This window comes from Dactylosporangium sp. NPDC049525 (assembly GCF_040676755.1).
Taxonomy (GTDB): Bacteria; Actinomycetota; Actinomycetes; order Mycobacteriales; family Micromonosporaceae; genus Dactylosporangium.
This window is the reverse complement of sequence record NZ_JBFAPO010000102.1, coordinates 1-26,496: the sequence shown is the minus strand read 5'-3', so window position 1 is coordinate 26,496 and position 26,496 is coordinate 1. Positions and strand designations below refer to the sequence as shown.

Genomic DNA, 26,496 nt, shown 5'->3' with positions numbered 1-26,496 from the left:
GGCGCTGCCTCTACGGCAGCGCCACCAAGCCGGTGGCTCAGCTGGTGATGGCGACGAAGAACTTGTCGTTGTCCAGTATCCGGTTCGCTTTGTAGAACCTGGTGTTCAGGTAGTCTCGGCCAGCGTCTTGGTTGTCTTCTTCACCGATCATGCGGGCGGAGCCGTCCCATTGCATCCAACCGTTGGAGTCGCCGTCGGCTTCGGTGGTGGACCAGTAGGCGCCCTCGTAGGTGGACGCGAACGGGAACTCGTCGCAGTTGAGGTTGGGTGTCGCCGCGCCGTCACCCCAGACGTCGACGCATACCTTCTTCGCTCGTAGGCGGTTCTTGTCGATCCTGTCCTCGCCGGTCAGGCGGTGCAGTGGCCTCTGTTCGCTGCCCAGCTCGGGTTTGTACTCGCCAGGGATGGTTTTGCCGATGAATGCGGGCCAGGTCCGTTCGACGTGGTGCAGGGCGTCGTCGATGTGCTGGTTCGTCTTCGCCGACGGCGGCTTCGCTGGCAAGCTCGTCGAGTGGGCAGCCATCATCGTGCGCACCACTCTGCACATCGTGCGGAAACCCGAAGGCCAGGGCTTCGTTGCATTGAGCGCTGGTCCCGTCCGCGTGGCACCACGTCGAGCAGTACGCCATCAATCCGATCGAGGCTGATCACAGTCGACTGAAGCAACGGTTGAGACCGTGCGCGGCCTACGAACGGACAACACAGCACAGGTGATCATCACCGGACACGCCTTCATGCAGAACCTTCGACGCGGCCACTACGAACTCGCTGTCGACGCCCCGCCGACTACGCGAGTCGCCGCAGCGTTCGCCGAACTCGCCTTCGCGATCTGACCGCGGACCCGACACGGGGTTCAACACGTCGTCGATCCCACAACGCAACGGCGCCGTTGAGCGCGGTGCCGGCCGGCTCGGACCGCACGGTGAGGGTGAGGCGCCGGTAGCCAGGGCTGCCGGCCACCCGGCTGATCGCCTTCCGGCATGCCGATATGGGGACAGTGGCACGACGTTCGACTGTGGCGAGCCAGTTCCCCGACGGCCATGAAGTCGATGGCACTTTGGGACGTTAGCCGGCGGTCGCATCGGGTAGCGCGGAACGCCGCGTTCGTACCGCGGCTTGAAATTTGGGCGATCGGCCGTGGGGAGTTCAAGTTGACCAAGACCAGTGTGGAGCCGGTGGTTGTACCGCGGCAGGCTCGTCGTCGAGGGCTGTGGCTGTCTGTGGCCGCGGTGGTCGTGGTGCTCGCCGCCAGCGGATTCGTCACGCTCAGGCTGGTCAGTCCGGTGCCGGCGCCACGGATCGTGCAGACCGTGCCGCGGGCATACGCAATCCCAGGCGTTCCGCCAGTGTTGCCGTGGCCGGAGGCCGGGCAGGCAGCGGTTGAGATTGACGGACTCGGCCGGCTGGGCTCCTCCGGTGGTTCCCGACCCGTGCCGATCGCTAGCGTCGCCAAGGTGATGACCGCGTACGTTGTCCTGCGGGATCATCCCCTGCGCCTGGACGAGAACGGCCCCACGCTGACCGTCTCGGCTGAGGAGGCCGCCGCTTATCCGTCTCAGCTCGCCTCCGGCCAGTCGCTGGTCCAGGTTGTGGCCGGCGAGGTGCTCACCGAACGGCAAGCCCTCCAGGCCCTGCTTTTGCCCTCGGCCAACAACATCGCCCACATCCTCGCCCGGTGGGATGCCGGCAGCAGCGATGCGTTCGTGGCCAAAATGAACCAGGCCGCAGCCGGCCTCGGGATGGCAGACACGCGCTATACCGACCCGTCCGGGCTCGCACCGTCCACCGTCAGCACCGCTGCCGACCAGGTCACCCTGGGCCGGGTGGCAATGCAGGTGCCGGTGTTGGCGCAGATTGTGGCGATGCCGCAGGCCACGCTGCCCGTCGTCGGGCCGGTCAGGAACGTCAACACACAGATTGGTAAGGACGGGATCGTCGGCATCAAGACCGGCTCCACCGATGAGGCCGGCGGCTGCCTGCTCTTCGCGGCCGAGATCTCCGCAGAAGGGCAGCGGCTCAGGATCATCGGCGCCGTACTCGCACCCGGCCCGAACATGGCAGACGCCTTCGAGGCCACCCGTCGCCTGATCCAAGCCAGCAGCGGCCTGCCGCACAAGTACCGGGTCGTGCGCGCCGGAGATATTGTGGCGACCGCCCGGGGACCGATGGGCAGAAGCACAACCCTTGCCGCAACCGGCGACGTGGACGTGCTCGGCTGGCCCGGCTTGGCCTACCAGATCGATACCGTGACCACCATGCCGCGCCGCCACATTGCAGCGGGGACCCATGTCGGCACGCTCAAGCTCACCGCCTCAGCCACGGCCGTAACCACCGCCCTGCAGACCACCCAGGCACTCGCTCCACCCAGCCGGTGGGAGAGGATCACGCACGGGTGACTGCCGGCGTCCTGCTGTGGCGTCACCCGAACACACCGCGCCGGTTCGCACCTGGCACGGGCGGCCGCACCGGGGAACGGTCGACGATGGAGACCGTTCCCCCGGTCATACACGAATCACATCGCCGGGCTGCCGAACGCCCGATAGCAGAAACGTGTAGTTGATTCCTTACGTTCCGCTTAGATTTCCGTCGGACGCTTCACGCGCATTTGCGTACCCGCTAGGGTCATGAAATCAACTGTGGCTAACCGTCACCGCCTAGGGTGACTCCACAGTGGATCCGCTGAGTCGTGTTCGCACGAGCCGGGGAACCAGGCACAACTGGGGTGAATCCACGGGGCCACGTGCCGCGAGGTAGAGCGAGCTTCCCGCCCGAACCCGTCAGCTAACCCGGTAGGCGGTGCCGGAAGGAGTACTGCGTGCAAACCCTCGCGTCGCATCACATCTGCCGCCTGACCTCGACCCGCGGCCCGGGCGCCCATTGGGCGTCGACGGTGATGAGACGGAGTCCGGTTCAGTAGCCGTTCCGGCGCCGACACCCGCACACCTACGACGCGACACCGACCCAGCTACCACTGTCCACTTTGGACAATTAGTGGGCAGTGCCGCTGACCACCCCTGCCGACACCAGCTTCGGCGGCAGGGGGCGATACCGGCCGCCCGGACGCAGAACGACCGCGCCGTCCGGCGCCGGCCCCAGCCGTCGCGTTCCAGCATGCAATGTCGAGGTTCCCGTGCAGCACCTGTTCACAGCACAGCACAACAAAACCAGTCCGCCCTCCGGAAGCTGCCGCCCTCGGCGGCCTCGGCGGTTTGCCGCCGGATGTGCAGCGTGACGTTCTTGGTCTGCTGCCGCACCGGATCCGCGCCGGCCGGAGGGAGGCCGAATGTCCACCGGCGAGACTGAGGTCCAGCAGGACAGCGCCGCGAAGGTTCGCGGCCCTCGTCATCTGCAACGTTCCCGCCGCGGCCGCCACGCGGCCCGCCCCCGGATCGGGCTGTACCTCGGCGCAGCCATCATCGCCGCCACGGGGATCGGTTGGCCTTTGCTGCCGACATCGTCGCCCACTACCCCGGGTATCGCAGTACATGCCGACATGGCGCTGGCGGACGCCGCGGACCGAGCGAGGGTCGCCGAGAACGACGCTTCCCGCAGCAAACAACGCGGCCAGGTACAGCCCAGCCGGCAACCGACCGCAACGGCCACGGCCCATCCGAAGCCGTCGCAGACGAAGCCGAGCGCACCTGCGTCGTCGTCACCAGCGTCCTCGCCGTCGCCGACCGTCCGCGGCCCCGTCGGCGGGCTGACCCAGGCCGAGATGAACAACGCCGTGGCCATCATCGAAGCCGGCCAGCAACTGAAACTGCCCCGACGCGCGTTCGTGGTGGCGATCGCCACCGCGTTACAGGAAAGCCATCTGAGAAACCTCGCGAATGCGAACCTGCCGGAGTCGTTGAAGCACCCGAACGAAGGCGTCGGGTACGACCACGATTCGGTCGGGCTCTTCCAGCAGCGACCCAACTGGGGGACCGTCGCCCAGCTGATGGATCCGCACGAATCCGCGCGCCGCTTCTACTCCGCGCTGGCGAAGATCCCCGGCTGGGAGCAACTGCAGATCACCGTAGCGGCGCAAACCGTCCAAGTGTCCGCCTATCCAGACGCCTACGCGAAGTGGCAGACCCTCGCTCAGCAGATTGTCGACGCCGTGGCGTAGCGCGCCCGGGGTTCCCTCCGGCACGCGGCCTTCGGACCGGGGTCAGCCGTCCTGTGGCGGGACGTCGCCCTCGTCGTGGTCCGCCTCGGCCTTCGTGTGGTGCACGGTGCCCGGACGGTGGTCCGGCGGGCCGTACACGGTGGCGATCCGCAGCGGGCCGTCGCCGTCGTTGACGAAGTTGTGCCTGGTGCCCTCCGGCACGACCACGACGTCGCCGGCGGTGAACGGCTGCTTGCGGCCGTCGAGGATCGACGTGCCCCGGCCGTCGACGGCGATCAGGACCTGGTCGATGCCCTCGTGGACCTCCTCGCCGATCTCCCCGCCGGCTGGGATCGTCATGATCACCAGCTGGGTGTGCCGGGTCGTGTGCAGCACGTGGCGGAAGTCCTCGTTCGACCGGACCTCCTCGAACAGGTCGCCCTGGTACGGCTCGTACTCGGCCATGATGCCCCCTTCTCGTTCCTGGACATCCCACCTGCCCGGCCCACACGGGAACGAAACGGGCCGGAACCGGGTGGCGTGTATGCGCCATATCCGTTTCGTGTACGGCAGGTGTTTAGTCTCATTGATCATTCCCAATTGATGAGGGAGGACCGATGTCCCGGTTCGTCTGCACGGTGAAGCACACCAGGTACGTCATCGGCGCCATGGCCGGCGTCTTCTTCGCGACCTGCAGCTCCTCCTGACCCGAAGCCGGCCCGGGGCGGCGTCGTGCCGCCCCGGGCCGGTGCCCGTCGACCGGTGGAGGCCGGATGTTCACGACCGCGGTCCGGCAGATGCGGGTGGCGTTCTCCACCGTGCTCGGCCGTCCCTTCTCCGTCCCGGTGGTGCAAGGACTGGTCCGGGACGCCCTGGCGACGCTGGAGGAGTTCGGCACACCCGGCGACGACGTCGGCCAACTGGTCGACGGACCCTACGCCGACCCCACGATGCGCCGCGAGCTGCAGACCAGGGCGCTGCAACGCACCGCGCGGCACCTCACCGTCGGCGCACCGTACTACCAGGACCGGTTCGCCGCCGCGGGTGTCGACCCGGCCAGGCTCACCCCCGAGACGCTGCTCCGGCTGCCGGTGATGACCCGGGCCGAGCTGGTGTCCAGGCAGCGGGACCTGCTGTGCGGCCGCCCCTACCTGTCGACCCGCAGCACCGGCAGCACCGGCACCCCGGTCGAGGTGTGGCTGTCCCGGCAGGAGATCACGCTCTGGCCGGCGCTCATCGCGCTGTCGCTCGTGCTGCGCGGGGAGCTCACCCCCGACGACCACGTCCAGCTCAGCATCAGCTCCCGGGCGACCGCGGCGATCCAGGAGGACGTCGAGCTGTGCGGCCTGGTCGGCGCCGGCTGCAGCGTCGTGGGGCTGGTGCCGCCGGACGAGGCCCTGGACCGGCTATGCGGATCCGCGACAGTGCTCAACACGTACCCGAGCTACCTCGGCGCGCTCGTCACCGCCGCCCGCAGGCGTGGCCTGGGCCCGGACGACTTCGCGTTGCACACCGTCAACGCCGGCGGCGAGGTGCTGTCGGCGGCGCTCGTCGCGGCGGCCGAGGCCACGTTCGGCGCGCGGATCAACGACGCGTACGGCGCCACCGAGGTCCTGCCGGTCGGTGGGCGGTTCTGCACGCACCGGCACCTGCATCCCGACCCGAACATGGGGTACGCCGAGACGATCGACCTCGCGACCGGCGCCCCGGCCGAACCGGGCCGGCTCGGCACCCTCGTGGTCACCCCGTACCACCCGTACCGCGAATGCATGCCGGTACTGCGCTACGACACCCGCGACCTGGTGCGCGCCCCCGCCGCCGACGAGCCGCCGTGCGAACTGGCGGCCACCCCCGGGATGTCGCACATCCTCGGCAAGGCCCGCGACCTGCTGGCCACCGCATCCGGGCCGGTCACCCCCCGCGACGTGGTGGAGGTGATGGACGCGCTCCCGGGAGCCCGCTGGCCGGTGCGGTTCGCCGCCGAGGAGGCGGGCGGGCGGGTGCGGGTCACCGTGCCGGACGACCACACGGGCGGCCTGTCGACCGGCGAGATCGCCGGACGTTTCGCCGGCCGCGGCATCGACGCGGAGGTCGTGGTGGTCCCGATGGGGCAGGACAACGCCCGGCGGCTGCGGCCGCTGCGCTGCGACCTGCTGGAGCAGACCTTCACCAGGCCCGTCCCGACCCTCGTGGGGGAGCCCGTATGAGCCGGACGGCGTTTCTGGTCCTGGTCACGTTCTGCTTCGCGCTGGCCGCGCCACTGGCCGCCGCCGCCTACTTCCGGTGGGTCCGGGCGGCCAGGCCGGCCGTCGGGGTCTTCGGAACCGGCGACGTGTTCGTGATGATGGGGTTCGTCGTGGTACTGCCGTTCGCGTACCTCGCGTTGCCCGGCTGGGGCCTGCCGACGGTGCTCGGGCTGGTCTTCGCCGGTGGGCTGTCGGTCGGGTACGAACGGGTCGTGACACACCGCTGGCTGCGGCGGGGCCTGATCCTCGGCCTGCTGGGCGCGGACCTCGCGGCGTGGGCGGCGTGGCGGGCCGGCGCGGCACCGCTCTGGTTCACCGCCGTGAACAGCGTGGTCGTGCTGCTGATCGCGGTCTCCGCGGCCAACCTCTCCGCGCAGGGCGGCCTGCGGCTGCGGCACGCGGCATGGTTCACGCTCGGCCTCGCCGTCTACGACCTGACCTTCGCGACCGCGATCCCCATCACCCAGAAGCTCGCGGCGGCGATCCAGGGCTACCCGTTCGCGCCGTCAGCCGGGCTGCGCGTCGGCGACCTCGGCGCGGTGATCGGGATGGGTGACCTGCTGGCGTACGCGCTGTTCGGCGTCACCGCGTACAAGGCGTACGGCCGGACCGGCCTGCGGGTGGCGCTCGTCGTCGTCGCCGCCTTCGGCGCGCTGGCGCCGGCGCTGTCCCTGCTGGTCATCGAGGCGGTCGCCGGGCACCGACCGTCGCTCATCCCGGCGCAGGTGTTCTTCGGACCGGGAGCGTTCCTCGGGTACCTGCTGCTGCGGCGCCTCGGCCCGGAACGCCGCATGGCGGAGATCCTCGGCAACCCCGTCAACCGGCCGGCTGACCGCCGGGCCCGCTGGCTCGGGCCACCGGCTCCGTCCGTTGCACCGGCTCCGTCCGTTGCACCGGGTCCGGCGGTTGCACCGGGTCCGGCGGTTGCACCGGGTCCGGCGGTTGCACCGGGTCCGGCGGTTGCACCGGGTCCGGCCGCTGGACCGGCTGCGTCCGTTGCGCCGGCGCGGCCCGCCGAGGTTCGCGGGCCGGTGCGCCTGTCCTGACCGGCGGCCAGTCGTCGTCCGGCGCGACCGGACCGGCCGGCCGCGGTGCCCGGTCCAGCACGACCGCCGCCCGGCGCCGGCACGCCTCGGCCCGCTGGTCCTGGCCGTAGTCGTGCCACACCGACGCCAACAGGCGCAGCACGTACGCCTCACCGACCCGCAGGCCGGCGTCGCGGCAGACGGCGAGCGCCGCGGTCAGGTCCGCGACGGCCGCGTCCAGCCGGTCCAGCCGCCGGTAGGCCTCGGCCCGCCACAGCAGCGCCTGCCACGCGCTGTCCTGGGCGCCGGTCTCCTGGCAACGTCGCAGCCCCAGGGTGAGCAGGCGGGCGCCCTGGGCGGGGCGGCCCAGTCGCACGTAGGCCTTGCCGAGCCCGGTCAGGGTGATGCCCTCGCCGACCAGGTCCCGTTCCGCGCGGCGGATCTGCAGGCTCTCCAGCAGGTATCCGAGCGCCCGCTCGTAGTCGCCGAGCTGGAGCAGGACCTCCCCGGCCTCATACCGGGTGATCCCGACCGCGGGCCGCCGCCCGGCCGAGCCGTACCGCGCCGCGCTCTCCTCGAAGCATCGCAGCGCCGCGGCCGGGTCACCCCGCCGGGCGTGGGTGAGGCCGAGGTGCGAGAGAGTGGCGGCGATCCCGCGCTCGTCCTGCGCGGCCCGCCGGGCGGCGAGGACCTCGTGCAGGTGGTCGAGGGCTGCGGCGTACTCGCCCCGTTCGCGGCACACGATGGCCAGCATGGTCCGCGCCGTGGACTCGGCCCGCCAGTCGCCGAGCGCCGCCGCGACCCGCCGGCTCAGCGTGCCGAGGGTGGCGATGTCGTCCCAGCGTCCGCGCATCGGCAGGTACTGGATGGTCGCCGTGGACAGTCCGAGCACGAACCGCGCGTGTTCGGGCTCGCCGTCGGCGACGTGCCGGGCCACCGCGATCAGGCAGGGCCACTCGCTGTCCAGCCAGTGCAGGGCTTCCGCAGGGGTGGTGACGGCCACCCTCGCCGGCGCGCCCACGAGCTGCGGGACCTCCTCCCGCCGCTGGTTGGGGCGCAGGACGTCGACGGCCTGCTGCACGGTGCCGAGGTAGAACGACAGGGCACGGGCCACCGCAGCCTGACGGTCCACTGTGGACTCCATGGCGTCGGCGAGCTCGGCGGCGAAGCACCGCAGCAGGTCGTGCATGGCGAACCGGTCCCCGCCGGTGCGGCTCAGCAGGTGCGCCTCGGCCAGCCGGTCCAGGGCCGGCTCTGCCTCGGCGGTGCACACGTCCAGCAGCGCCGCCGCGACGGCCGGCTCGAACGTCGGGGTCCGGACCAGGGCGAGCAGCCGGAACAGCCGCGCCGCGGTCGGATCGCCGAGCCCCTGGTAGCTGACCTGGAAGCAGGTGCGGACCGCGAGCTCGCCGGCACGCAGCCCGTTGAGCCGGTGCCGCTCCTCGCGCAGCTCGTCGGCGAGCGCCGCCAGGGGCCGGTCGGGGCGGCCGGCCAGCCGGGCGGCGGCGATGCGCACCGCGAGGGGCAGGTGCTCGCACTGCCGGACCAGCTCGACGGCGCGCGCACCGGCCGCGGCCACCCGCTCGGCGCCGCACAGCCGGCCGAGCAGCGCCAGCGCGCCCTGCGTGGACAGCGCACCGAGCGCCATGCTGTGCGAGGACTCCAGGGTGACCAGCATGCGCCGGCTGGTCACGATCGCGGCGCACCCGGGGCCGGCCGGCAGCAACGGCCGCACCTGAGCCTCGTCGGCGGCGTTGTCGAGCACGACCAGCAGCCGCCGGGCCGCCGTCAGGGACCGGAACCGGCCGGCCGCCTCCTCCGGGTCCGACGGCACCTGCACCTCCGGCACGCCGAGCGCGCGCAGGAACCGGCCCAGCACCGCGGCGGGTTCGGCGGGCGGCATCGCGGCGGCGCCGTGCAGGTCCGCGTAGAGCTGCCCGTCCGGGAACCGGGCCGAGACCTGATGCGCCGCCCGCACCGCGAACGTGGACTTGCCGATCCCGCCGGGTCCGTGCACGACCACCACGGCAGGCCCGCCGGGCGTCTGCAGCGTCGTGCGCATCGCGTCGAGTTCGGCGGTACGCTCGACGAACGCCGGATTGTCCAGCGGCAGCTCACGGGGTGGCACGAGCACCGGACCCGCCGCGGTCGGCGTCGCGGCCAGCAGCGTCTCGTCCCGGTTGAGGATCGCGCCGTGCAGCCGGGTCAGCTCGGCGGCTGGTTCGATGCCGATCCGTTCGGCAAGGACCGACCGGGCCCGCTGAAACGTCGACAGTGCACCGGCGGCGTCGCCGCTGCGGTATTGCGCGATCATCAGCAGCTCCCACAGCCGCTCCCGCAGCGGGTGGGTCACGACCTCCCGCCGCAGCTCGGCGACGACCTCGGCGTGGCGTCCCTGTGCCAGGCGGGCCGCGGCGAGCGCCTCGACCGCGTCGCCTCGCTGCTCGTCGAGGGTGTCGAGCAGGCCGCTGAGGGCGGCGTCGCGCCGTACACCCGCAGCCGCCGGACCTCGCCAGTGCGCGAGCGCCGCGCTGAGCCGCTCGGCCGCGGCGTCGACCGCCCCCTGCTGCTGCAACATCCGGCCGGCACCGAACTCCCGGTCGAACGTGTGCAGGTCGAGCTCCCCGTCGTGGACATCGACGAGGAACCCTGGGCGGCGGGTGACGAGCCGGGTCCCGCCGGCATGGTCCGGATCGGCGAGGACCCGCCGCAGCCGAACACAGTAGGTGCGGACGTTGGCCTGCGCGGACAGCGGCGGGTCTTCCTGCCACAGCAGGTCGGTGATCCGGTCCAGCGACAGCACCTGGTTGGCGTGCAGCAGCAGCACCAGCAGCAGCATGCGCTGCTTCGGCGGGCCGAGCGCCACCGTCGCCCCGTCGCGCCGGATCTCGACGGGCCCGAGGATCCGGAACTGAAAGTGACTCACGCACCTACCTCTGCCGCGGTAGAAAGGCCTATCTACGGCCATCATGCCGGAAACTCGACACCACCGTCGGGGCAAGGCCGCGCGCAGCGCACCGACGCCAACCCGGACCCCTGATCCTGATCCGCTGAGCACCGCAGGCCGATGACGCAATAGGACGCCGTTGCATTGCGGGATCGGCAGACGTGTTGAACCGTGTCGGGCTCGGTCAGATCGCTTCGGCGAGTTCGGTGAACGCAGCCGTGACCCGCGTTGTCGGCCGGGGCGTCGACGAACGACCTATCGCCCGGTGAGTGGCGGGCGAACCGGGCGGCGTCGGCCAGCAGCGGCGTGAACCGTTGCACCCACCGGTAGACGGTCACGTGGTCGACCTCGACGCCGCGCTCGACCAGCAACTCTTCGACGTCGCGGCAGGAGAGGTTGTAGCGCAGATACCAGCGGACCGCGACCACGATCACTCCGGTGCGAACCGGAACCCAGCGAACGCCGACCTCGGAGGCAGCCACGGGCGAGGACGGATCGACAGCTTCACCGCTCAAGCCTGCCTCGATCACGCCAACGCCCAACGCAAGGGAGCCAGTATTTCTCCTTCGGCGTTCCGGCTGGGAGCATGGGCGGTTGTGACTACCGGAGACCCCCCGAAGCCGCCCCGCCCGATGAGCACCCGCGCGATCCTGGCCGGCGCAGCGATCGTCGTGCTCATCGGCGCGGTCCTGCTGGTCGCGCTGCTCGTCCTCTACGGCAAGGGCACCCCGCAGGACCAGGCCCATCTCGAGGCCGTGCGCACCGCCGGCGCGACCGTCATCGGCACCGGCGGCGCCGTGGCCCTCCTGCTGGCCGCCCGCCGCCAGCGCTCGACCGAGCTGACCCTGGAACACCAGCAGCAGGTGGCCGCGACGGCCGAACAGGACGCCGTCGAGCGCCGGGTCACCGAGCTGTACGCACAGGCCGCCGATCAGCTCGGCAGCGAAAAGGCCCCGGTGCGCCTCGCTGGCCTTTACGCCCTCGAACGCCTCGGCCGCCTGAACCCGGCCCAGCGCGAGACCATCATCAGCGTCGTGTGCGCCTACCTCCGCATGCCGTTCACCAGCCCCGGCGACCGCCCGGCCGACGACGCCCTGTACGTCCAGTTCCAGGAGCGCTCCCAGGAACTGCAGGTCCGCATGACCGCCGAGCGCATCCTGCGCCGCCATCGCGGCGCCGCGGAACCCGACGACTTCTGGACGGTCCCGGTCGACCTCGACGGCGCCAACCTGGACCAGGCCCACCTGCCGGACGTCGACCTGTCCGACGCCAGCCTCTACCGCACCGACCTGACCGGCGCCGAGCTCGGCGGCGCGAACCTCGGCCGCGCCGACCTCACCGCGGCCGTCCTGACCGGTGCCAACCTCGCCGGCGCCGACCTGACCGCTGCCACCCTGGACGACGCCGACCTGACCGCCACGGTGCTCACCGGGGCCCGGCTCACCGGCACCCTCCTGACCGGCGCGACCTGGTCCCGGTCGACGGTCTGGCCGGACGACGCCGTGAAGGCGGTCATCGCGGCCGCCTCCACCGGCGATGACCCCTTCCACATCGGCGACCTGCGCCTTCCATGACGGCGATTTCGCCGCGTTCCACAGCCGTGAGACGCATCATCACGCCGTCACACATGGCGATGAGCAAGCGGGACTTGCGGAGCGAGACAAGATCGATGCCTCGGAACGGGGGCTGCCTCCTGAGTCGATAGCCAGACGTGGGACCGGCTTGGCGATCAGGTTGCGGCCGGCGATGGTCGTGCTCGCGTCGGCCGGCGGGAACAGCGTGACGGTGATCGCGACGCTGGTCCAGCCGATGAGGATTCGGTCTGGCAGGTTATTCACGGTTCAACGAGATGGGCATGGCCAGCCCCAACCCTCGGTGGGCGATCCGGCGCACCGCCCGCTCTCGGACCCGGACGCGGAGATCATCGATCGGGCTGTGGCGGTGCAGACCCTCGCGGCAAGGCGGTCCGGCTGGTGACCACGGATACCTGGATGGGACTCAATGCACGCCGGGCCGGTTTGCTGGTGAAGAAGCCAGCAAGGGAGATCGACACGCCGTCGGGCGGCGGCCGAAGCCGTTCGGGCGGGGACTCACCCCCGCGCTGACGCGCCTCGGCGCCGTGTCGTTCTGCTCCGCAATGCTGATCAGGGGCTTAGTGCTCGACTGGAGCGTGGAGTTGGCCGGCCCGGCGCCGGCCAACTCGATCCGCTCGCGCCTGTCCACGAGCGTACGAGCAGTCACCGAGCCGATCCCCGCCCCGGTCCGCCGAGTCGTTCCGCCGCTGTGGCTCGGCGGGGTCGCGATCGACCTGGCGTTCATCGTCGTGTTCTTCGCGATCGTGGTGCCCCGGTGCCCTGATCGGCTGACCCGCCCGGGTAGCCCACGGGGGAAGCTCAGCTCTCCCAGAGCACCGGGTTGAGCGGGCCGTCCGCGACCCTACCGACCGGCCGGCTGTCGAGCCACGCCGCGAGGTCGTTCTCCTGATAGCGGTTGGTCGGTCGCGCCACCCGGATCGCGGCGTCCATGTAGATCACGGTCATCACCCGGCGCGGCGTCGCGCTGGTGTTGCCGGGCGCGCGGTGGATCGTCCAACCGGAGTGGAAGCTGACGTCACCGACGGCAAACGGCGAGTCGTCGACGCGGTAGCCGGCCTCGGCGACGAAGGCGTTGAGCTGGGCCTCCGACTCGTCGCTGATCTCCATCTCACGGCCGTAGCCGGAGCGGTGGCTGCCGGCTGCGAACGTCAGCGGGCCGAGTTCCATCGGGGTGTCCTGGAGGGGTATCCAGACCGTCACGGTGCGATCAGTGGAGAGCGGCCAGTAATGCTGGTCGACGTGCCACGGTGTGAAGCCACCACCGGCCTCCTTGTAGAGCGCTTGGTCGTGGTAGAGCCGCACGGCCGGCACCTGGAGCAGCTGGGCGGCGATCCCGGCCATGCGCCTGGAGAAGGCGAACTCGCGCACCTTCTCGCTGTGCCGCCACAGGTTCCCCACCTGAAGGAAGGCTCGGCTGTAGGTGTCGCGTTCGGACAGGGGCAGGTGCTGGGTGTTGAGTCGGATGACCTGCTCGGTGATTTCCGGTTCGTAGTGTGCGACGACGTCGGCGCTGAGCACGCCGCGCAGTTTGACGTAACCGTCGGCGGCGTAGCGGTCGACGTCGTCCAGGCTGACGGCGTAGTGCCGGTCCAGCTCGGTGGAGATGGTCATCGAAGCCTCCCATCAGCGGTTGCCGACCCAGTGTCGGCGGGAGAGTGATGGGCCGCCACGCCTGCGGCGGCCAGAACCGATACTCTGCCGGCCGATCTGTGCTGCGGACGGCGCCGCAACGGCCGGCAGGGTACCGTCCGCGCATGCGTCCGTCGTTGGAGCATGTGCCGTCGTCGCCCTACCAGTCGTGGCACCTGGGGGTCCGCGCGGAGCCCCGGTTCGCCTTCGACTGGCACTACCACCCGGAATACGAGCTGACCCTGATCGTCGCCGGCTCGGGCCGCCGCTACGTCGGCGACCGCGTTGCCGACTATGGCCCCGGCGACCTGGTGCTGGTGGGTGCGCAGACGCCACACACGTGGGCGTCGGGCCCGGCCGGCAGGCACGAGGCCGTCACACTGCAGTTCCAACACGACGCCTTCGGTGCCGGGTTCTTCGGGCGCCCCGAGTTTCACCGTGTCCAGCAACTCCTGGCCCGCTCCGCGTTCGGCCTGCGCTTCGGCGCGGGCGCCGTGGCGGCCGCGGCCACCATGGTCGACATCGGCGGCCTCGACCCGGCCCGGCGCACGCTCGCCCTCCTCGACATCCTCGTGTCGCTCGCCGATCAGCCCGCCGAGAGGCTCGCCACCCACTCCCTCATGACCAGGGTCGACGCCGCCGCGCGCGGCCGGATCGACCGAGTGATCGGGATGATCCGCCGCGACTACGCCGAGGAGGTCACGGTGCGCCAGGCGGCATCACTGATCGCGATGACGCCCGACGCGTTCAGCCGGTTCTTCCGGCGCCACACGGGCCGCACGTTCACCGACTACGTCAACGACGTGCGGCTAATTGAGGCGTCCCGCCGGCTCGTCGAGTCGGACACCGCGATCAGCGAGATCGCCATCGCCTGCGGCTATCCCAACCTGTCCCACTTCAACCGTCGTTTCCGCGCGCAGACCGGGATGAGCCCGCGCGAGTTCCGCCGCCACTTCAGGACGGAGGGTCGGCCGGCATCCTGACCTCAGGCATCAACGCGATCCACGCCGCGTCGGCGGGCTGCGGGGGAGCGGGGCTGGCGGTCCATCTTCGTGCGAAGCTCGAACTCAATGTCGAACTGACGATGACGAGCAGGCCGCCGAACCGCGCGTTGACAGCGGTATGACCGTGCATTTGATCTTCGCCAGCCGAACGGCATCATGCGCGAGGCACAAGTACCTTAGTGCGCATGCCAGACGACATCGTTCTGCGGCTCGACCGCGCGACTGCCGAAGATTTGTATGTCGCGCTCTATGAGGCCGGAGAACACATCGCTGCTGGCGCACCCTTTACTCCGCCGACCACCGAGGAGGTCGAGCGGCTCGGCAGTTTCCTGCGTGACCTCGCGCACGCGCTTGGCCGTCGTTGCTCTCCGTACTGCGATCATCTGTAAACGATTGGGACGCCGCGCGACCAGCGGCAGATCCGGATGCCCGATCATGAATCATGCCGGTTCAGACCTACCGATAGGGCCTCGTAAGGCTCGTCCCGGCGGCACGGGACCGGCTTGGTACGGTCTGGCAGTGGAGTGGGCGGTCTTCTGGCGCATCGTCGAGGGTGCCCGAGCTGAGGCGGGCAGTGACACCGAACGCGTCGCCCAGGTGCTTCTTCGTCGCCTTTGCGCGTTGACTCCGGACGAGATTGAACAGTTTGAGGAGCTCTGGTTCCAAGCACAGGACGAGCTCTACCGCTGGCCCATCCGGGACGCTGCCACGCTGTTGTTGGGTCCCTTCGACGATGATGATTTCCTCGCGGTACAGGACTGGATCGTGTCGCATGGGCGGCAAACCATGCGTCGGGTCCAGGACGACCCTGACAACCTTGTCGAATTGGCGCCCGACCGGCACAACGCGCGGATCGACTGGTTCTGCGGCCTTCCGCTCGAGGCGCACATCGCCGCAACCGGGGCTCCCTTGGCGATCGATGGGCCTTCCGGACCCGACACACCGGTCGGAACTCCGGCCGACCTCACCGACGAAAACCATACGAGGCAACGTTTCCCCAAGCTCACGGCCTACCTCGACGTCAATCCGTGGATCGAGCGTCCGTGGGAACGCGCAGCCAGCTGATCACCGCATGCGCTCATCGGCTACGTCAGAACACTGGCTGGACAACTCCCCGCCACGGTGGATAGCGAGCGGATCGCGGCAGATGTGTGCGCCCGACCAGGCGGCCTCGCCGGCTCGCGCTATGTTCTGGCCACGGTTGCAGGCGCCCTGCCTGCCGAGCGTTGGTTGTGGAGGCTGGCTGCAGATGTTGACAGGCGCGGTCGAGGTGTACGCGAACCATGGTCTGCTCGTCGTAGGGTCGATCAGCTGGCCGGAGCTGAACTGGGGCGACGGACCGGCCGACGCCGACGGGCGGCATGTTGTGGTCAAGACACGTGGCCAGGCCGGTCACACCCGGGTGTCGTTCTGGTCAGGTTCGATGCCGTTACTCGGAGCGCTTGTCTTCGACGGAGACCTGGCGTTGGAGGATTATCGGATCTTCGTCGGTGACATTGAAAGGCTCGGGCGGTGGACGCAGCGGATCTCGCGGACGGGTCCACAGCGGGTGATCATTCGGGTCGATGACCCTGGCTACGCGTCCCGAGTCGACGTCGGGCTGGACATCACCGCTGACGCGCAGGTGATGCCGCTGCCCGGAACCGGGCCGGTACTGTTCGACGTCCTCACGTCCGACCGAGACGGGATACACCCACCCGGCCAACCAGCGCGGTCTAGCGCTGGACGGCCACGACGCACCACGTCGCCGCCTTGCGGCCGCGATTCGCCTGCTGTCCGACCGCAGTTTGATAGAGACACGGCAGAACGGATACGAGGCGGGGATCATCGCGGAATGGCTTCGATGGCTCAGCATGGATCTCGACCAGGCTGGCGCGTCAGCGCTCGGGGAACAGCTGCGGCAGCTGGTCATCGCCGCCCGGACCGCCAACCCTGCTGATGACAGGACCGTCCTGCCTGCCGATGCCGCACGCATCGCCGAGACGATACTCGACGCAGAGCTTCGGGACAGCGAATGACGGCCGTGCGTTCGATACCTGCGACCGCAAGCCACCTGCCGTGAGTTGAGAGACGTCTTCATCTTCGACGCGCCACCCTACGTCCACGCACGACCGGCCCGACCCGCATCCGCACATCGGAAGGACAGGAAGCCTTGCCTTGGCCGATCCTGCTACCGGCAGTGACGGGGCTGACCGGCCGCCGCGTACCAACGGCGGCATGAGTGCGCACGCGATCAAACTCCGGCGTGATCGCCGGCGACCGGAGTCGGAAAGCATTGCCGATCGCCATCGACGGAGGCGCTGATGCAAGTAGATGGAGCCGCCGTGGCCGAGATGGAGCGCGCCACAGCGGACCTGCTCCGCCTCGCGTTCGTCGAAATCAGATTCCTGACCGAAGATCGACAAGAGGATCAATCGCCCGAAGCTGCCGCCCGGCGCCGCAAGCACGCCAACGCCATCGCCGACATCTGCCACAACCTTCCGGGCTTGCTCGCACCGGGTCGGCGTGACCGTCTGGCTGATGGACTGTGGTATCTCTGGAGCACCGCCAACGCGGCCAGGCGACGTTGGCTGGTCGGAAACTGGGATCACCTCGCTTACGACCATCGGTGGCTCACCGCGCCTACACCGGGGGACGACACCAGACACCGCCCCTGAGTGACGGATCGCCGCTTGGACCGCAGTACACCGGACAGCGGCAGAGTCGTGCAGTGATCGTTGCGTGGGCCGGGGCGAGTCGATCTACTCCGGCGGAGTGTGCGGTCGGCCGCTCCTCTACAATGGGTGGCGTGAAGCTGCGCCGGCGCAAGAAGCTGCAGCAGTACCTGTTGGAGGCAGCGAGTTGGGCCGATGCCAAGCAGGTGGCTGCATTGCTGCGCACTGGCGCCGATCCGAACATGCCCGGCCGCGGCGGGAGTACGCCGCTGTACCGGGCCAGCGTGCAGGACATGGCGGACAATGTCAGAGTGTTGCTGGCGGCCGGGGCGGAGCCGAACCAGGAAAGCGGTACGGGCGAGGAAGGGCTACCGCTGTGTGGTGCCGCTTGCTGGGGGCACACCGCCACGGTGCGGGAGCTGTTGACCGGCGGCGCCGACCCGAACTTGCGAGAGGACGACGGACGCGGGCACACGGCAGTTGAGTGGGCCGAGATCGGCGGCCATCCCAGCACCCTGAAGCTCCTGTGTGCCGCCGCCTCCCCGCATCCTACGGAGCGGTCCGCAGGATAGCTGTACGGATAGTGACGGCCGCGTCAGCGGCATAGCGGACGCTTCAATGAGCTGTTGCAAGCGATTGGATCTCGTGCCGATCTAGTGGCAGGCCGAGTCCGTGTAGGAGTTCGTCGCGGTCCTGTTGCTGGTCCCGCCAGAGGGTGTCGTTCGCCGCGAGGGCCGACAAGTAGGTGCGCTGGGCGGCGCTCAGCGGGCGCTCGGTGGCCGGGGGCTCCGGGGCGGCGGCTGCGAGCAGCGGCCCCCAGGTTTCGTCGATCGACCATGGCCGTGCCGATGCGGCGACACCCAGCGCGGCCGGCAGGAGTCGCTCGAAGTCGTCGGTGCAGCGAAGCGCGGCTTCGACCAGTCGGGCGCTCAGCGTCGCTTCGGCGTAGGGGGTCGGGGGCCGTTGGCGGAGCCACTGGTTACATTCCACTGGACTGATCAGCGCGGCGGTGATGACGTGCAGCGCGCGGGGGTCCGTCGCCGTCGCCGGTGACAGTGCTGCGCAGGTACGGATTGCCACCGATGCGTCGTCCAGCAGTTCGCTTGTGTCGGAGCCGGTGGCGGCCAGGGCCAGCACGCAGTCGATCCGGATTTCCGGCTCGGCGGTGCTGTCTGTTGCCACGGCTGTCAAGCGTTCGAGAGCCTGACTGGGTATCGGTACCTGGTCGCCGGCCAGCCCGATCCAGCACGCCAGCGCGTAGAGCGCCGCACCGTGCTCCTGCGGGTCCGGCGCATCCAACCACGGCACCAGCAGGGGAATGACCACGTCTGCCCTGCGCACGCACCCGGACCCTAGCCGTCCCACCACGATGTAGTCCGGGTCGTTCTCGGGCTCCCAGACAACGTCGTAGACGTCGGCTTCAAGATCATCGCGACGCACGTAGTTGACCGTGTTCGGCTTCGCCTGGAAACGGGCCGCCCACGCCGCCACGTGACCGAGGTACGACAGGAGTTCCGTGCGCGTGGAACGTTCCTCACCCGTGGCCGCCGGCCAGCCGAGGCGATGGTCGGTCAGCATCCGTGCGACCAGTTCGGCGACCGGAGCAGTGGCGGTGGAGTGCGTTTCCTGGTGTGTCACGCTGTTCCAGAGATGCAACAGCGCAGACGTCCGCACGCCAGCATCAGTGGCGGTCAGGCCACGGAGGTGCCGCGGGGTGTCCAACGCGCTTCCGTACGCGTGCGACAACCGATGCCAGGCAACGTCGTCCAGGACGTCGTACGACCACACCACCACGACGGCAAGGATAGGCCGCGATCCTCCGGCGGCCGACGCATTGAGTGGTCGCTGGAGATGCTGGTATCGGCACGAGTCGACCAGACGGCTGCCGATGAGTCGTTCAGCCTTGATCACGTACGCGCACATCGGTAGGGCAGCAAGCCTCGGCCTCGCAGGAACTGGTCACGGCCGGTGACGAGCTCGGGCCGCCCATCGCGCACCATCGGCGGCATAGCGGACGCCTCAGGTGAGCGCCCTGCGACGGTAGGGCCGAAAGCCAACGCATCGGTCGGCGAGCCAGCTAGCGCATGCTCCGGCTGCGAAGAGTTCCTCGCGCAGCGCCGAATCGGTGTTGGGATGGTGGACGACGAGGTGACGGACGACGAACCAGTTGGCCGGAGCGGTGGCGGCTTCCTGTTGCGCCATCGCCTGGAGTGCGTCGGTTGGAGTCCGCGGGTTCAGCAGGGTGTTCCAACGGACTGTTTCATCCTCGTCCTGCGCAAGCGTGCTGAGCGCCTCCGGCGGAGTGTTCCAGTTTCGGGCGGTCCACAGTCTGACCGGTCGTATTTCATCGGTTGCCAAGACCGAGAGCCGCTCGACGGATGTGCTCGGAGACCGGGCTTCGAGGACACGAAGATAACCGAGCCTGCGTTCAGCCACCGTTCTCACTGGCCGTTCGTCCATGGCGTCATGGTCGCATTGGACAGCCGACACCGGCATCCGCTCATCGGCAGGACAGCGCGCCTCGATCTCACCGAGGCGGTCACTCTCAGTGGCAAGCAACGACTGGCGCCGCGCACCATCAGCGGCAGATCTGGATGCCAAGATCGCCGGTCAGCATCGCTGCCCGGCAGTTAAGGATCGCGGTCGCAGGGCTATCACGAACACCAGGCGCGCCCGGTGCCCACGTTCCGGGAAGACTAACTGCGCGTAGTAGCCGCCGACTATCTAAGTCGGCTGTTGAAGCGATGGCCGGAAACGGGCCGGTGGCCATAGTGTGCTGTCGTGCGCAAATTACCGCTGCTGTCGGTGTGCGGCCTGGTGTTCAACGTGGCCGTGCTGGCTGCACTGTACGTTCCGGGCACGTCGTACGCCCACGCGGTCTTCTGGCTGCCGTTCGTCCCCGCGTTCCTGACGTTCGGATCCGCGCTCTTCGTCATCAACGGAGGGCGGCTGGGGCAGCTGGGGTGGGACCAGCTCTGGGACGCGCTCGTCGCACTGCCGCGCTGGGTCCGGGCCGGGCTGGGGCTGCTGTTCGTGGCCACCGTCGCGTACATGCTGACCTCGCAGGTCGGCACGCAGACCGAGCTGGGCTTCGAGCGCACGTTCGCCGTCGTCGCGGTGTGGCTCACCGCCGTGGGGACGGCACTGCACTACGGCGTCCAGCATGGGCGGGAGCCCGGGGCGGGCCGCCGGTCGTACTGGATCGCGCTGGCGATCTTCGTTGTCGTCGGGGCAGCCTTGGCCGCAGCCACGTTCCTGCTCGGCAGCGACCCCATCAATGACGAGAAGGCGACGCACGACCGGCTGGCTGCGCAGTTCGGCGACGCCTCGTGGTACCCGAACCTGATCGCCGCGAACACCTACCACGGGGCGTTCATCGTGTACCTCGACACCCGCGACGCCACGGTCCAGGCCAACGCCTGCACCGACCTGAAGCCGGTAGCGGCCGGGCTCGGCCGTGTCCCCGACCTGTACTACGCCACTGGCGGCCACGGGCGGTTCGCGCGGACCTGCTGACCCGCCCCCTGCCCGAGCGTCTGCCGGTCACGTACGGTTGCCGATCTGCTGGGCCAGGCGACCGCCTTGGCGTGTAGGGGCGCGGCGGCACGTGCTGCCGCTGCGCGCGTATGTACTGCTCGAAGCACAATGGGCAATGAAGAACCAGGCGGCGCTCCACGCCATGATCGAGTGCACGCTTCTCGGCAGTTCAGTACGCGCCGGGTCTTTCCCCGGGCGTGCGCACTACATACGGAGAGTCACACCGGCCCGGCTGGCGGCGCGCTCGCTCGGCGGCAGATGAGTGTGCCGTGCATGCTTGCCACCGATCACTGCTCGGAGGGCGGCTCGCTGATTTCGCCGAGGTCGTCCAGCAGCCGTTCCCGAGCGTGGTGCAGGCGGTCGGCGTAGTCAGGCACGAAGATCTCGACGAGCGACTTGTCCAGTGTCCCGGCGATCGTGTGTAGCGGCGACCAGACCGCACGATCCTCGTTCACCAGGTTGTCGAACGCGGGCGTGCCCATCATCCGGTAGAGCCAGTCGGACAGCACGAAAGCCTGATCCCGGGAGAGCTTGATCGTGAGGTCACCGTCAGCCACCCGGGCAGGGTACTGGGGATACTTGCGAAGCCTGCGGCACGCCATCTGGATGAACGCGGACCAGCGCAGCCACCTCGAATGATGCCGCCGTGAGTCCATGTGCAGCGCACCGGTGAGCTAGACATGGAGCATGAGTCCACGGCGCCGGGCGATGTTCACCGTGCTCGCGACGATCGCCGCGGTGCTCGTCGCCGCCCTCACGGTCCGCGTGATCGCCGGCCATCGGTCCCGGGGACTGCCTGACCAGGCCCGCCCGGGCACCGTGCTGCTCGTGCCGGGCTACGGCGGCGGCACCGGCGCGCTCGACCAGCTGGCCGGGGCCCTGCGCCGCGCCGGCCGGACCGTGACGGTGCTCGCGCTGCCCGGCGACGGCAGCGGTGACCTGCGCCGGCAGGCCGACACGCTCGACGATGCCGTCGACGCGGCCCTGCGCACGGTCTCCTCGGTCGATCTGGTCGGCTACTCGGCCGGCGGGGTCGTCGTGCGGCTCTGGGTCCAGGACCACGACGGCGTGCATAAGGCCCGCCGCGTGGTGACGCTCGGCTCGCCGCACCACGGTGCCGCGATCGCCGCGGCCGGCGGGGCCGCCCTGCCCGAGGCCTGCCCCCTCGCGTGCCAGCAGCTGGCCCCGGGCAGCAGCCTGCTGGCCGGGCTGCACTCGCCGGTGCCGCAGCCACCGCTGTGGATGAGCGTCTGGACCGAGCAGGACCAGACGGTCACCCCGCCGGAGTCGGCCCGCCTCGACGGCGCCCTGGACGTCCCCATCCAGCAGTTCTGCCCGAACCGCGGGGTGAGCCACGGCCAGCTCCCGACCGACGAGTACGTGCAGGACCTCGTCGTCACCGCCCTGGGTGCCGACCCCCTGGAGCAGCCCCAGCCCTGTTAGCTCAGCCCTGCTAGCTGGTGACGTCTTTGGTTGCGAAGTTGGCCCACGACAGGGCCAGGAACACCAGCACGTAGACCGCCTGGATGCCCAGGCCGCGCTCGATATCGCGCCACAGGATCGGCTCGCGGAAGAAGTCGATCCAGGCCAGCCAGTACCGGGTCGGCAGGTAGGGCCGGATCGAGATCGCCGCGTCCAGGGCCACGAACAGCTGGCTGGCCACCAGCGCCGCGATCGCCCCCAGCGTGGCCCCCAGCGGCGAGTCGGTGACCGTGGACAGGAACAGCGCAATCGCTCCCACGCCCAGCATCGACACGGCCACGTAGAGCATCGCTGCCCCGATCCGCAGCAGCACCTGGCCCGGGCTCAGCGGTGGCCCGGACACCGACGCCACCACACTCGCCGCGCCGGGCTGGGCCGGGAACAACGAGACCCCGACGATGTATCCGGTGGTCACCACCGCGAGCACCGCGGCCAGTACGAATACGACGAGCGACGCCAGCTTCGCCAGCAACAGCCGGGTCCTGCCGACCGGCCGGGCCAGCAGGTAGCGGAGCATACCGGCGCCGGCCTCCCCGGCGACCGCGTCGCCGCCGACGATGGCCACCGCCACCGGCAGGAACAGCGGCAGCACGATGGCCAGGGCGGCCGCCGGAAACAGGGAGCCATCGGCGAGCACGGCGGTCAGGAAGGCCGGTCCCTGCCCGGCACCGGTGCCGATCCTGGTCGTGGCCAGGAAGATCGCCACGGCGATCGGCAGTGCGCACAGCAGGGCGATGCTCACCCAGGTGCGCGGCCGGCGGTACAGCTTGCGCAGCTCCACGAGGATCATCGTGCGTCCACCCGGTCCGATCCGGTGCTTGTCGCCGCGAGCACCACCTCTTCGAGCGTCGAACGCTCCTGGACGAGCCCGAACACCCGCACGCCGTCGGCGACGAGCTGGGCGTTGAGCGAGGCCGCGTCGGCGTGCCGGATCGTGAGCCGCTCCCCGGCGGTGACCTCGATGTGCCCGTCCAGCATGGCCCGGGCCGCGTCGACGTCGGGGGTGTACACGACGATCCGCCCGGTCGGGGCCAGCATCGTGGCCAGCCGGTCCTGCCGGACCAGCCGCCCCCGGTCCATGATCCCGACCCAGTCGCACAGGTTCTCGACCTCGGCCAGCAGATGGCTGGACAGGAACAGGGTGGTGCCGGCCCGGCTCAGCTCGTGCAGCAGCTCCCGGATCTCGTGGATGCCCTGCGGGTCCAGGCCGTTGGTCGGTTCGTCGAGGATCAGCAGCCGCGGGGTGCGCAGCAGCGCGGCGGCCAGCCCGAGGCGCTGCCGCATGCCGAGCGAGTACGTGCGGACCGGCCGGCGGTCGATGCCGGCCAGCCCGACCCGGTCCAGGGCCTCCTCGATGCGCCGGTGCCGCGAGGCCCGCACCGAGCGGCCGGCGGCGTCCAGAAGCGACAGGTTGACCCGCCCGGGCAGGTGGCCGTAGAAGGCCGGGCCCTCGATCAGTGCCCCCACGTCGGTCAGCACCTCGTGCAGCCGGCGCGGCACCGGCCGGTCCAGCAGGGTGATCTCGCCGCTGGTGGCGAAGACCAGGCCGAGCAGCATACGGATCATCGTGGTCTTGCCCGAGCCGTTGGGCCCGAGCAGCCCGAACCGGGATCCCTCCGGCACGTCCAGGTCGACCGAGTTCACCGCAGTGAACTTGCCGTACCGCTTCGTGAGCGCTCTTGTGGTGATCATCGCAGCTCCGATGCGGCGCGGGCGAGCAGCTCCGGACTGGCGAATCCGGCGAGGACGTAGGTGCGGCGGGCAGGCCGGACGACCAGCACCGTGAGGACCGCGGACCGCACGGAGAAACCGCCCGGGACCGCGGTACCGCCGGCATTGCGCACGGCGTCCAGCGTGCGTTGCCCGACCCGCCCGGGGACGGGCGCGACCACGAACCGGGACAATCCGGTGCCGTAGACCCCGAGCCCGCCCACCTGTCCCGGCAGCCGAGCCCGACCGGCCAGACCGGCGGGGAGCTGGGTGTTGGTCACGATGTTGAGCGCCGCGGTGACGTCGTTCTGGGTGGTCGTGGTGAAGCCGGAGGAGGCCGCCGCGTCGGGGATGAGCACGTGCGGGTCCGGCGCCGTCAGGCTCAGGTCCAGGAAGCGCGACGTGAATACGCCGGCCAGCTCGACCTGCAGCGGCAGCCCGGTCGTGGGGTCGGCCCAGACGTCGAGCCAGCTGATCGTGGTGTCCAGGTCGCCCGGAGTGAACCGCAGCCCCACGGCGGCGATCCCGGCCACCCGGCGGGCCGGCAGCGCGGTCAGCCGATCGCCCGGCGAGGGCTCGGACAGCAGGCGGCGGGCCAGGTCCGGAGGCAGCAGATCGGACGCCTGCGGCAGCCGGGCCGGCAGATCGCCGACCACCTGGGTCCACAGGTTGCGGCCGAAGTCCCATGTGTAGGTGCTGCCGCCGCCGCGGTAGGTGTCGCGCTCGCCGACCGGGTCGAGGACCGCGACCCGCCAGGAGTCGGCCGTCGCCCGCCAGACCCGCATGCTGGTGCCGCCGCCGAACAGTTGGGTGACCTCGCCCAGCTGGGGCAGCGCCGGCAGGATGACGCTGCCCTGCGTGTCGGCGTAGCCCTGGTAGGGCACCCCGGCCGAGGCCAGGATGCGGTCGCGCAACTCGGCGGGGTCGACGCGCGGGGCACTGACCGGCAGACTGGCGCGCACGACCGGCACCGCGACCAGGGCCGCGATCACGGCGGCGACGAGCACCCAGCGTCTCACCTCGCCCAAGGTATGTCGCTCGGTCGTAAGCGACGAATCCCGCCGCGGAATGTGGCCGGACGGCGCTGCCGTTGCGGCGCTCGACAGGCAGGGACTGGCCTACTTTGGTCTGGATCTGTGGGCCAGCAAGCTGCGCCCGAGGCGGAAGAGGACATCGTGCGGGCCGATCGACAGCAAGGCGCCGATCATCGGCATCCGGACCAGCGCTTGTCGTACGGAGCGTGAGGGTCGCGCACGAAGCGCGGCCATGAGAGTGCGTTCGAAGCTGACTCTTGAGATCTTCACCGGTTCGGATCGGTTAGGCGCTGGGCAATCGCCGTAGAGCGTCGGCGCCGATGCTGAAGTGGTCGACGAAGCGTTGAACGAATCCGGTTGTCTGTTCGAGCATCCGGCCCACCTGGTCCGCGCCGTACGCGGCGTAGTCCTCGATCGCTGCGACGGCTTCGCCTTCCCTGCCGTCCAGAGCGCAGGCGACGGCCAGGATGCCGTCCCGGGCCTGGTAACCCCGGTTGGCGTACGTCCAAGTGATCACATCACCGAGCCCGGTGAACTGCTCCAGGAACGGCATCCCGTACGTGTCGAGGTCCTTGAGCAGGACGTCGCTACCCGAATCCACCTCGTTCTCCGAGTGGATCGCCCACCGGGTCAAGGACGCGACAGAAATACCGTCGGCGTACAGCAGATCCTGCAGTCCGGCGGCCGTCCCGACAGCAACCCCTAGCCCTTCCTCCGGCCGACGACCCATGAACGCATCGCAGAGCCGGCCCAGCTCCAGGTGACCCGCCGCGACGACGGGGCTGAAGGTGACGCCTCGAGAGCCGATCGAGGGGTTCAGGCTGAGGGAGAACACCAGGCCGCCCGGCTGACGCTGGGCGAAGGCCGCATTGGTGCGGGAAGACCGCGTCGCCTGCCATCTACGACCGAACATCGAACCGGTCAGCCGCCGCACGGCGGCGTCCCGCACCGCACGCCTGTCGACGACAGGTTCCGGCACCCCGTCAACCGGCAGACGCAGCTGATTCAGCTGAGGGTCGTAGCAGTTCAGACCGTGGACGCCGGCGAGTTGAGCGGCCCACGCCGAAACCTCGTCGGCCCAGCCCAGCACCATGGGGAAGTACACCAGTGGGCCGCGGGCCTCGCCCATCAGCGGAGCGGTGGACCACGGGCTGTCCTCGCCGGCGTCCGTACCAATGTCCGGAAAGCGGGCCAGCAACGCAGCCACGTACGCGGCGATCCGCGCGGTGGGCTCGACAGGCGCAGCAGACCCCATGTAGCGGTCGTACAGCCGCTTGAACTCAGCCGCCGCGACAACGTCGTCCGCCGGCCGGTCACCCTCCCAGACCGCAAGATCGTATGACACAGTGCCATTCTGGCCTACGCCACGGCGACGGCGCATGCCAGCCAGCAGCCACCGGGATCACCAACAACCGATGCGCTGACAGCGACAAGATCAGGTGCGCGGACATCGGCTACTTATCTAATTGGCGGTACGACCGCAGCCCGGCCAGGCTTGGTCGAGGTGATCGGCGGGGTAGCTCTCACATTCGGCTGCCCACTT

General features: G+C 70.0%; 25 protein-coding genes, 2 pseudogenes and 1 riboswitch. Of the genes and pseudogenes, 15 read left to right on the top strand and 12 right to left on the bottom strand.

The window, feature by feature from the left end:
* Positions 1-37 precede the first annotated feature (37 nt).
* Positions 38-538, bottom strand: a complete 501-nt coding sequence (locus AB0K00_RS55665; protein WP_363539446.1) for a hypothetical protein — start codon at positions 536-538, stop codon at positions 38-40.
* Between the two features lie 92 nt (positions 539-630).
* On the opposite strand from AB0K00_RS55665, the pseudogene AB0K00_RS55660 reads away from it, so the two are divergent.
* The 3 genes and pseudogenes from AB0K00_RS55660 to AB0K00_RS55650 all read left to right on the top strand — a co-directional run.
* Positions 631-833, top strand: a pseudogene (locus AB0K00_RS55660) (DDE-type integrase/transposase/recombinase); the annotation flags it as partial.
* A gap of 318 nt (positions 834-1,151) precedes the next feature.
* Entirely contained in the window at positions 1,152-2,396 is a 1,245-nt protein-coding gene (locus AB0K00_RS55655) for a D-alanyl-D-alanine carboxypeptidase (protein WP_363539444.1), read from the top strand.
* Between the two features lie 271 nt (positions 2,397-2,667).
* Positions 2,668-2,811, top strand: a riboswitch (cyclic di-AMP (ydaO/yuaA leader).
* A 472-nt stretch (positions 2,812-3,283) separates the two neighbouring features.
* Positions 3,284-4,111, top strand: coding sequence for a hypothetical protein (locus tag AB0K00_RS55650; protein WP_363539442.1), 828 nt, complete (start codon positions 3,284-3,286; stop codon positions 4,109-4,111).
* A 42-nt stretch (positions 4,112-4,153) separates the two neighbouring features.
* On the opposite strand, the gene AB0K00_RS55645 is transcribed toward AB0K00_RS55650, so the two are convergent.
* Complete coding sequence (locus AB0K00_RS55645; protein ID WP_363539440.1) at positions 4,154-4,555, bottom strand: cupin domain-containing protein; 402 nt, start codon at positions 4,553-4,555, stop codon at positions 4,154-4,156.
* Positions 4,556-4,863: 308 nt separating this feature from the next.
* On the opposite strand from AB0K00_RS55645, the gene AB0K00_RS55640 reads away from it, so the two are divergent.
* Complete coding sequence (locus AB0K00_RS55640; protein ID WP_363539438.1) at positions 4,864-6,297, top strand: AMP-binding protein; 1,434 nt, start codon at positions 4,864-4,866, stop codon at positions 6,295-6,297.
* 855 nt (positions 6,298-7,152) lie between these two features.
* Here the strand turns inward: AB0K00_RS55640 and AB0K00_RS55635 are convergent.
* Both AB0K00_RS55635 and AB0K00_RS55630 read right to left on the bottom strand, forming a co-directional pair.
* Complete coding sequence (locus AB0K00_RS55635; RefSeq protein ID WP_363539436.1) at positions 7,153-10,287, bottom strand: BTAD domain-containing putative transcriptional regulator; 3,135 nt, start codon at positions 10,285-10,287, stop codon at positions 7,153-7,155.
* A gap of 317 nt (positions 10,288-10,604) precedes the next feature.
* Positions 10,605-10,790 (bottom strand): annotated as a pseudogene (locus AB0K00_RS55630) (hypothetical protein); the annotation flags it as partial.
* Positions 10,791-10,904: 114 nt separating this feature from the next.
* Here AB0K00_RS55630 and AB0K00_RS55625 point away from each other — a divergent pair.
* The 3 genes from AB0K00_RS55625 to AB0K00_RS55615 all read left to right on the top strand — a co-directional run bounded on the left by AB0K00_RS55625 (position 10,905) and on the right by AB0K00_RS55615 (position 12,727).
* Positions 10,905-11,882, top strand: a complete 978-nt coding sequence (locus AB0K00_RS55625; RefSeq protein WP_363539434.1) for a pentapeptide repeat-containing protein — start codon at positions 10,905-10,907, stop codon at positions 11,880-11,882.
* A gap of 148 nt (positions 11,883-12,030) precedes the next feature.
* A complete protein-coding gene (locus tag AB0K00_RS55620; protein WP_363539432.1) occupies positions 12,031-12,285 on the top strand; it encodes a hypothetical protein in 255 nt (84 codons plus the stop codon).
* A gap of 142 nt (positions 12,286-12,427) precedes the next feature.
* Positions 12,428-12,727, top strand: a complete 300-nt coding sequence (locus tag AB0K00_RS55615) for a YggT family protein (protein WP_363539430.1) — start codon at positions 12,428-12,430, stop codon at positions 12,725-12,727.
* Here the strand turns inward: AB0K00_RS55615 and AB0K00_RS55610 are convergent.
* Positions 12,702-13,514: a phytanoyl-CoA dioxygenase family protein gene (locus AB0K00_RS55610; RefSeq protein WP_363539428.1), complete on the bottom strand. Its 813-nt coding sequence runs from the start codon at positions 13,512-13,514 to the stop codon at positions 12,702-12,704. The two genes, AB0K00_RS55615 and AB0K00_RS55610, sit on opposite strands and share 26 nt — an antisense overlap.
* Positions 13,515-13,657: 143 nt before the next feature.
* Here AB0K00_RS55610 and AB0K00_RS55605 point away from each other — a divergent pair, with 143 nt between their 5' ends.
* The 6 genes from AB0K00_RS55605 (at position 13,658) to AB0K00_RS55580 (ending at position 17,762) form a co-directional block, all read left to right on the top strand.
* Complete coding sequence (locus AB0K00_RS55605; protein ID WP_363539426.1) at positions 13,658-14,515, top strand: AraC family transcriptional regulator; 858 nt, start codon at positions 13,658-13,660, stop codon at positions 14,513-14,515.
* A 206-nt stretch (positions 14,516-14,721) separates the two neighbouring features.
* Positions 14,722-14,925: a hypothetical protein gene (locus tag AB0K00_RS55600; RefSeq protein ID WP_363539424.1), complete on the top strand. Its 204-nt coding sequence runs from the start codon at positions 14,722-14,724 to the stop codon at positions 14,923-14,925.
* 130 nt (positions 14,926-15,055) lie between these two features.
* Complete coding sequence (locus tag AB0K00_RS55595; protein WP_363539422.1) at positions 15,056-15,601, top strand: DUF4240 domain-containing protein; 546 nt, start codon at positions 15,056-15,058, stop codon at positions 15,599-15,601.
* Positions 15,602-16,389: 788 nt separating this feature from the next.
* Positions 16,390-16,554 (top strand): hypothetical protein, encoded by a 165-nt coding sequence (locus AB0K00_RS55590; protein WP_363539420.1) that lies wholly within the window; start codon positions 16,390-16,392, stop codon positions 16,552-16,554.
* A gap of 306 nt (positions 16,555-16,860) precedes the next feature.
* Entirely contained in the window at positions 16,861-17,193 is a 333-nt protein-coding gene (locus AB0K00_RS55585) for a hypothetical protein (protein ID WP_363539418.1), read from the top strand.
* Between the two features lie 131 nt (positions 17,194-17,324).
* The gene (locus tag AB0K00_RS55580) at positions 17,325-17,762 is read left to right on the top strand and encodes an ankyrin repeat domain-containing protein (protein WP_363539416.1); all 438 of its coding nucleotides are present in this window, start codon (positions 17,325-17,327) and stop codon (positions 17,760-17,762) included.
* Between the two features lie 43 nt (positions 17,763-17,805).
* Here AB0K00_RS55580 and AB0K00_RS55575 read toward each other — a convergent pair whose 3' ends face one another.
* Together AB0K00_RS55575 and AB0K00_RS55570 are read right to left on the bottom strand one after the other, a co-directional pair.
* Entirely contained in the window at positions 17,806-19,101 is a 1,296-nt protein-coding gene (locus tag AB0K00_RS55575) for a hypothetical protein (protein WP_363539414.1), read from the bottom strand.
* A 108-nt stretch (positions 19,102-19,209) separates the two neighbouring features.
* Entirely contained in the window at positions 19,210-19,650 is a 441-nt protein-coding gene (locus tag AB0K00_RS55570; RefSeq protein WP_363539412.1) for a hypothetical protein, read from the bottom strand.
* Positions 19,651-19,971: 321 nt separating this feature from the next.
* Between AB0K00_RS55570 and AB0K00_RS55565 the strand changes: the two genes are divergently transcribed.
* Entirely contained in the window at positions 19,972-20,706 is a 735-nt protein-coding gene (locus AB0K00_RS55565) for a hypothetical protein (RefSeq protein ID WP_363539411.1), read from the top strand.
* A 308-nt stretch (positions 20,707-21,014) separates the two neighbouring features.
* On the opposite strand, the gene AB0K00_RS55560 is transcribed toward AB0K00_RS55565, so the two are convergent.
* Positions 21,015-21,284: a hypothetical protein gene (locus tag AB0K00_RS55560; RefSeq protein ID WP_363539409.1), complete on the bottom strand. Its 270-nt coding sequence runs from the start codon at positions 21,282-21,284 to the stop codon at positions 21,015-21,017.
* A gap of 130 nt (positions 21,285-21,414) precedes the next feature.
* Between AB0K00_RS55560 and AB0K00_RS55555 the strand changes: the two genes are divergently transcribed.
* On the top strand, positions 21,415-22,170 hold the full coding sequence (locus tag AB0K00_RS55555) for an alpha/beta fold hydrolase (protein ID WP_363539407.1): 756 nt from the start codon (positions 21,415-21,417) through the stop codon (positions 22,168-22,170).
* A 10-nt stretch (positions 22,171-22,180) separates the two neighbouring features.
* On the opposite strand, the gene AB0K00_RS55550 is transcribed toward AB0K00_RS55555, so the two are convergent.
* The 4 genes from AB0K00_RS55550 to AB0K00_RS55535 all read right to left on the bottom strand — a co-directional run bounded on the left by AB0K00_RS55550 (position 22,181) and on the right by AB0K00_RS55535 (position 26,298).
* Positions 22,181-22,999, bottom strand: a complete 819-nt coding sequence (locus AB0K00_RS55550; RefSeq protein ID WP_363539405.1) for an ABC transporter permease — start codon at positions 22,997-22,999, stop codon at positions 22,181-22,183.
* Positions 22,996-23,901 carry an ATP-binding cassette domain-containing protein gene (locus AB0K00_RS55545; protein ID WP_363539403.1) on the bottom strand — a complete coding sequence of 302 codons (906 nt, stop codon included), beginning with the start codon at positions 23,899-23,901 and terminating at the stop codon, positions 22,996-22,998. The genes AB0K00_RS55550 and AB0K00_RS55545 overlap by 4 nt, the downstream gene beginning before the upstream one ends.
* Positions 23,898-24,938 carry a hypothetical protein gene (locus AB0K00_RS55540; protein ID WP_363539401.1) on the bottom strand — a complete coding sequence of 347 codons (1,041 nt, stop codon included), beginning with the start codon at positions 24,936-24,938 and terminating at the stop codon, positions 23,898-23,900. The genes AB0K00_RS55545 and AB0K00_RS55540 overlap by 4 nt, the downstream gene beginning before the upstream one ends.
* A 298-nt stretch (positions 24,939-25,236) precedes the next feature.
* Complete coding sequence (locus AB0K00_RS55535) at positions 25,237-26,298, bottom strand: hypothetical protein (RefSeq protein WP_363539399.1); 1,062 nt, start codon at positions 26,296-26,298, stop codon at positions 25,237-25,239.
* Between the last annotated feature and the right edge of the window lie 198 nt (positions 26,299-26,496).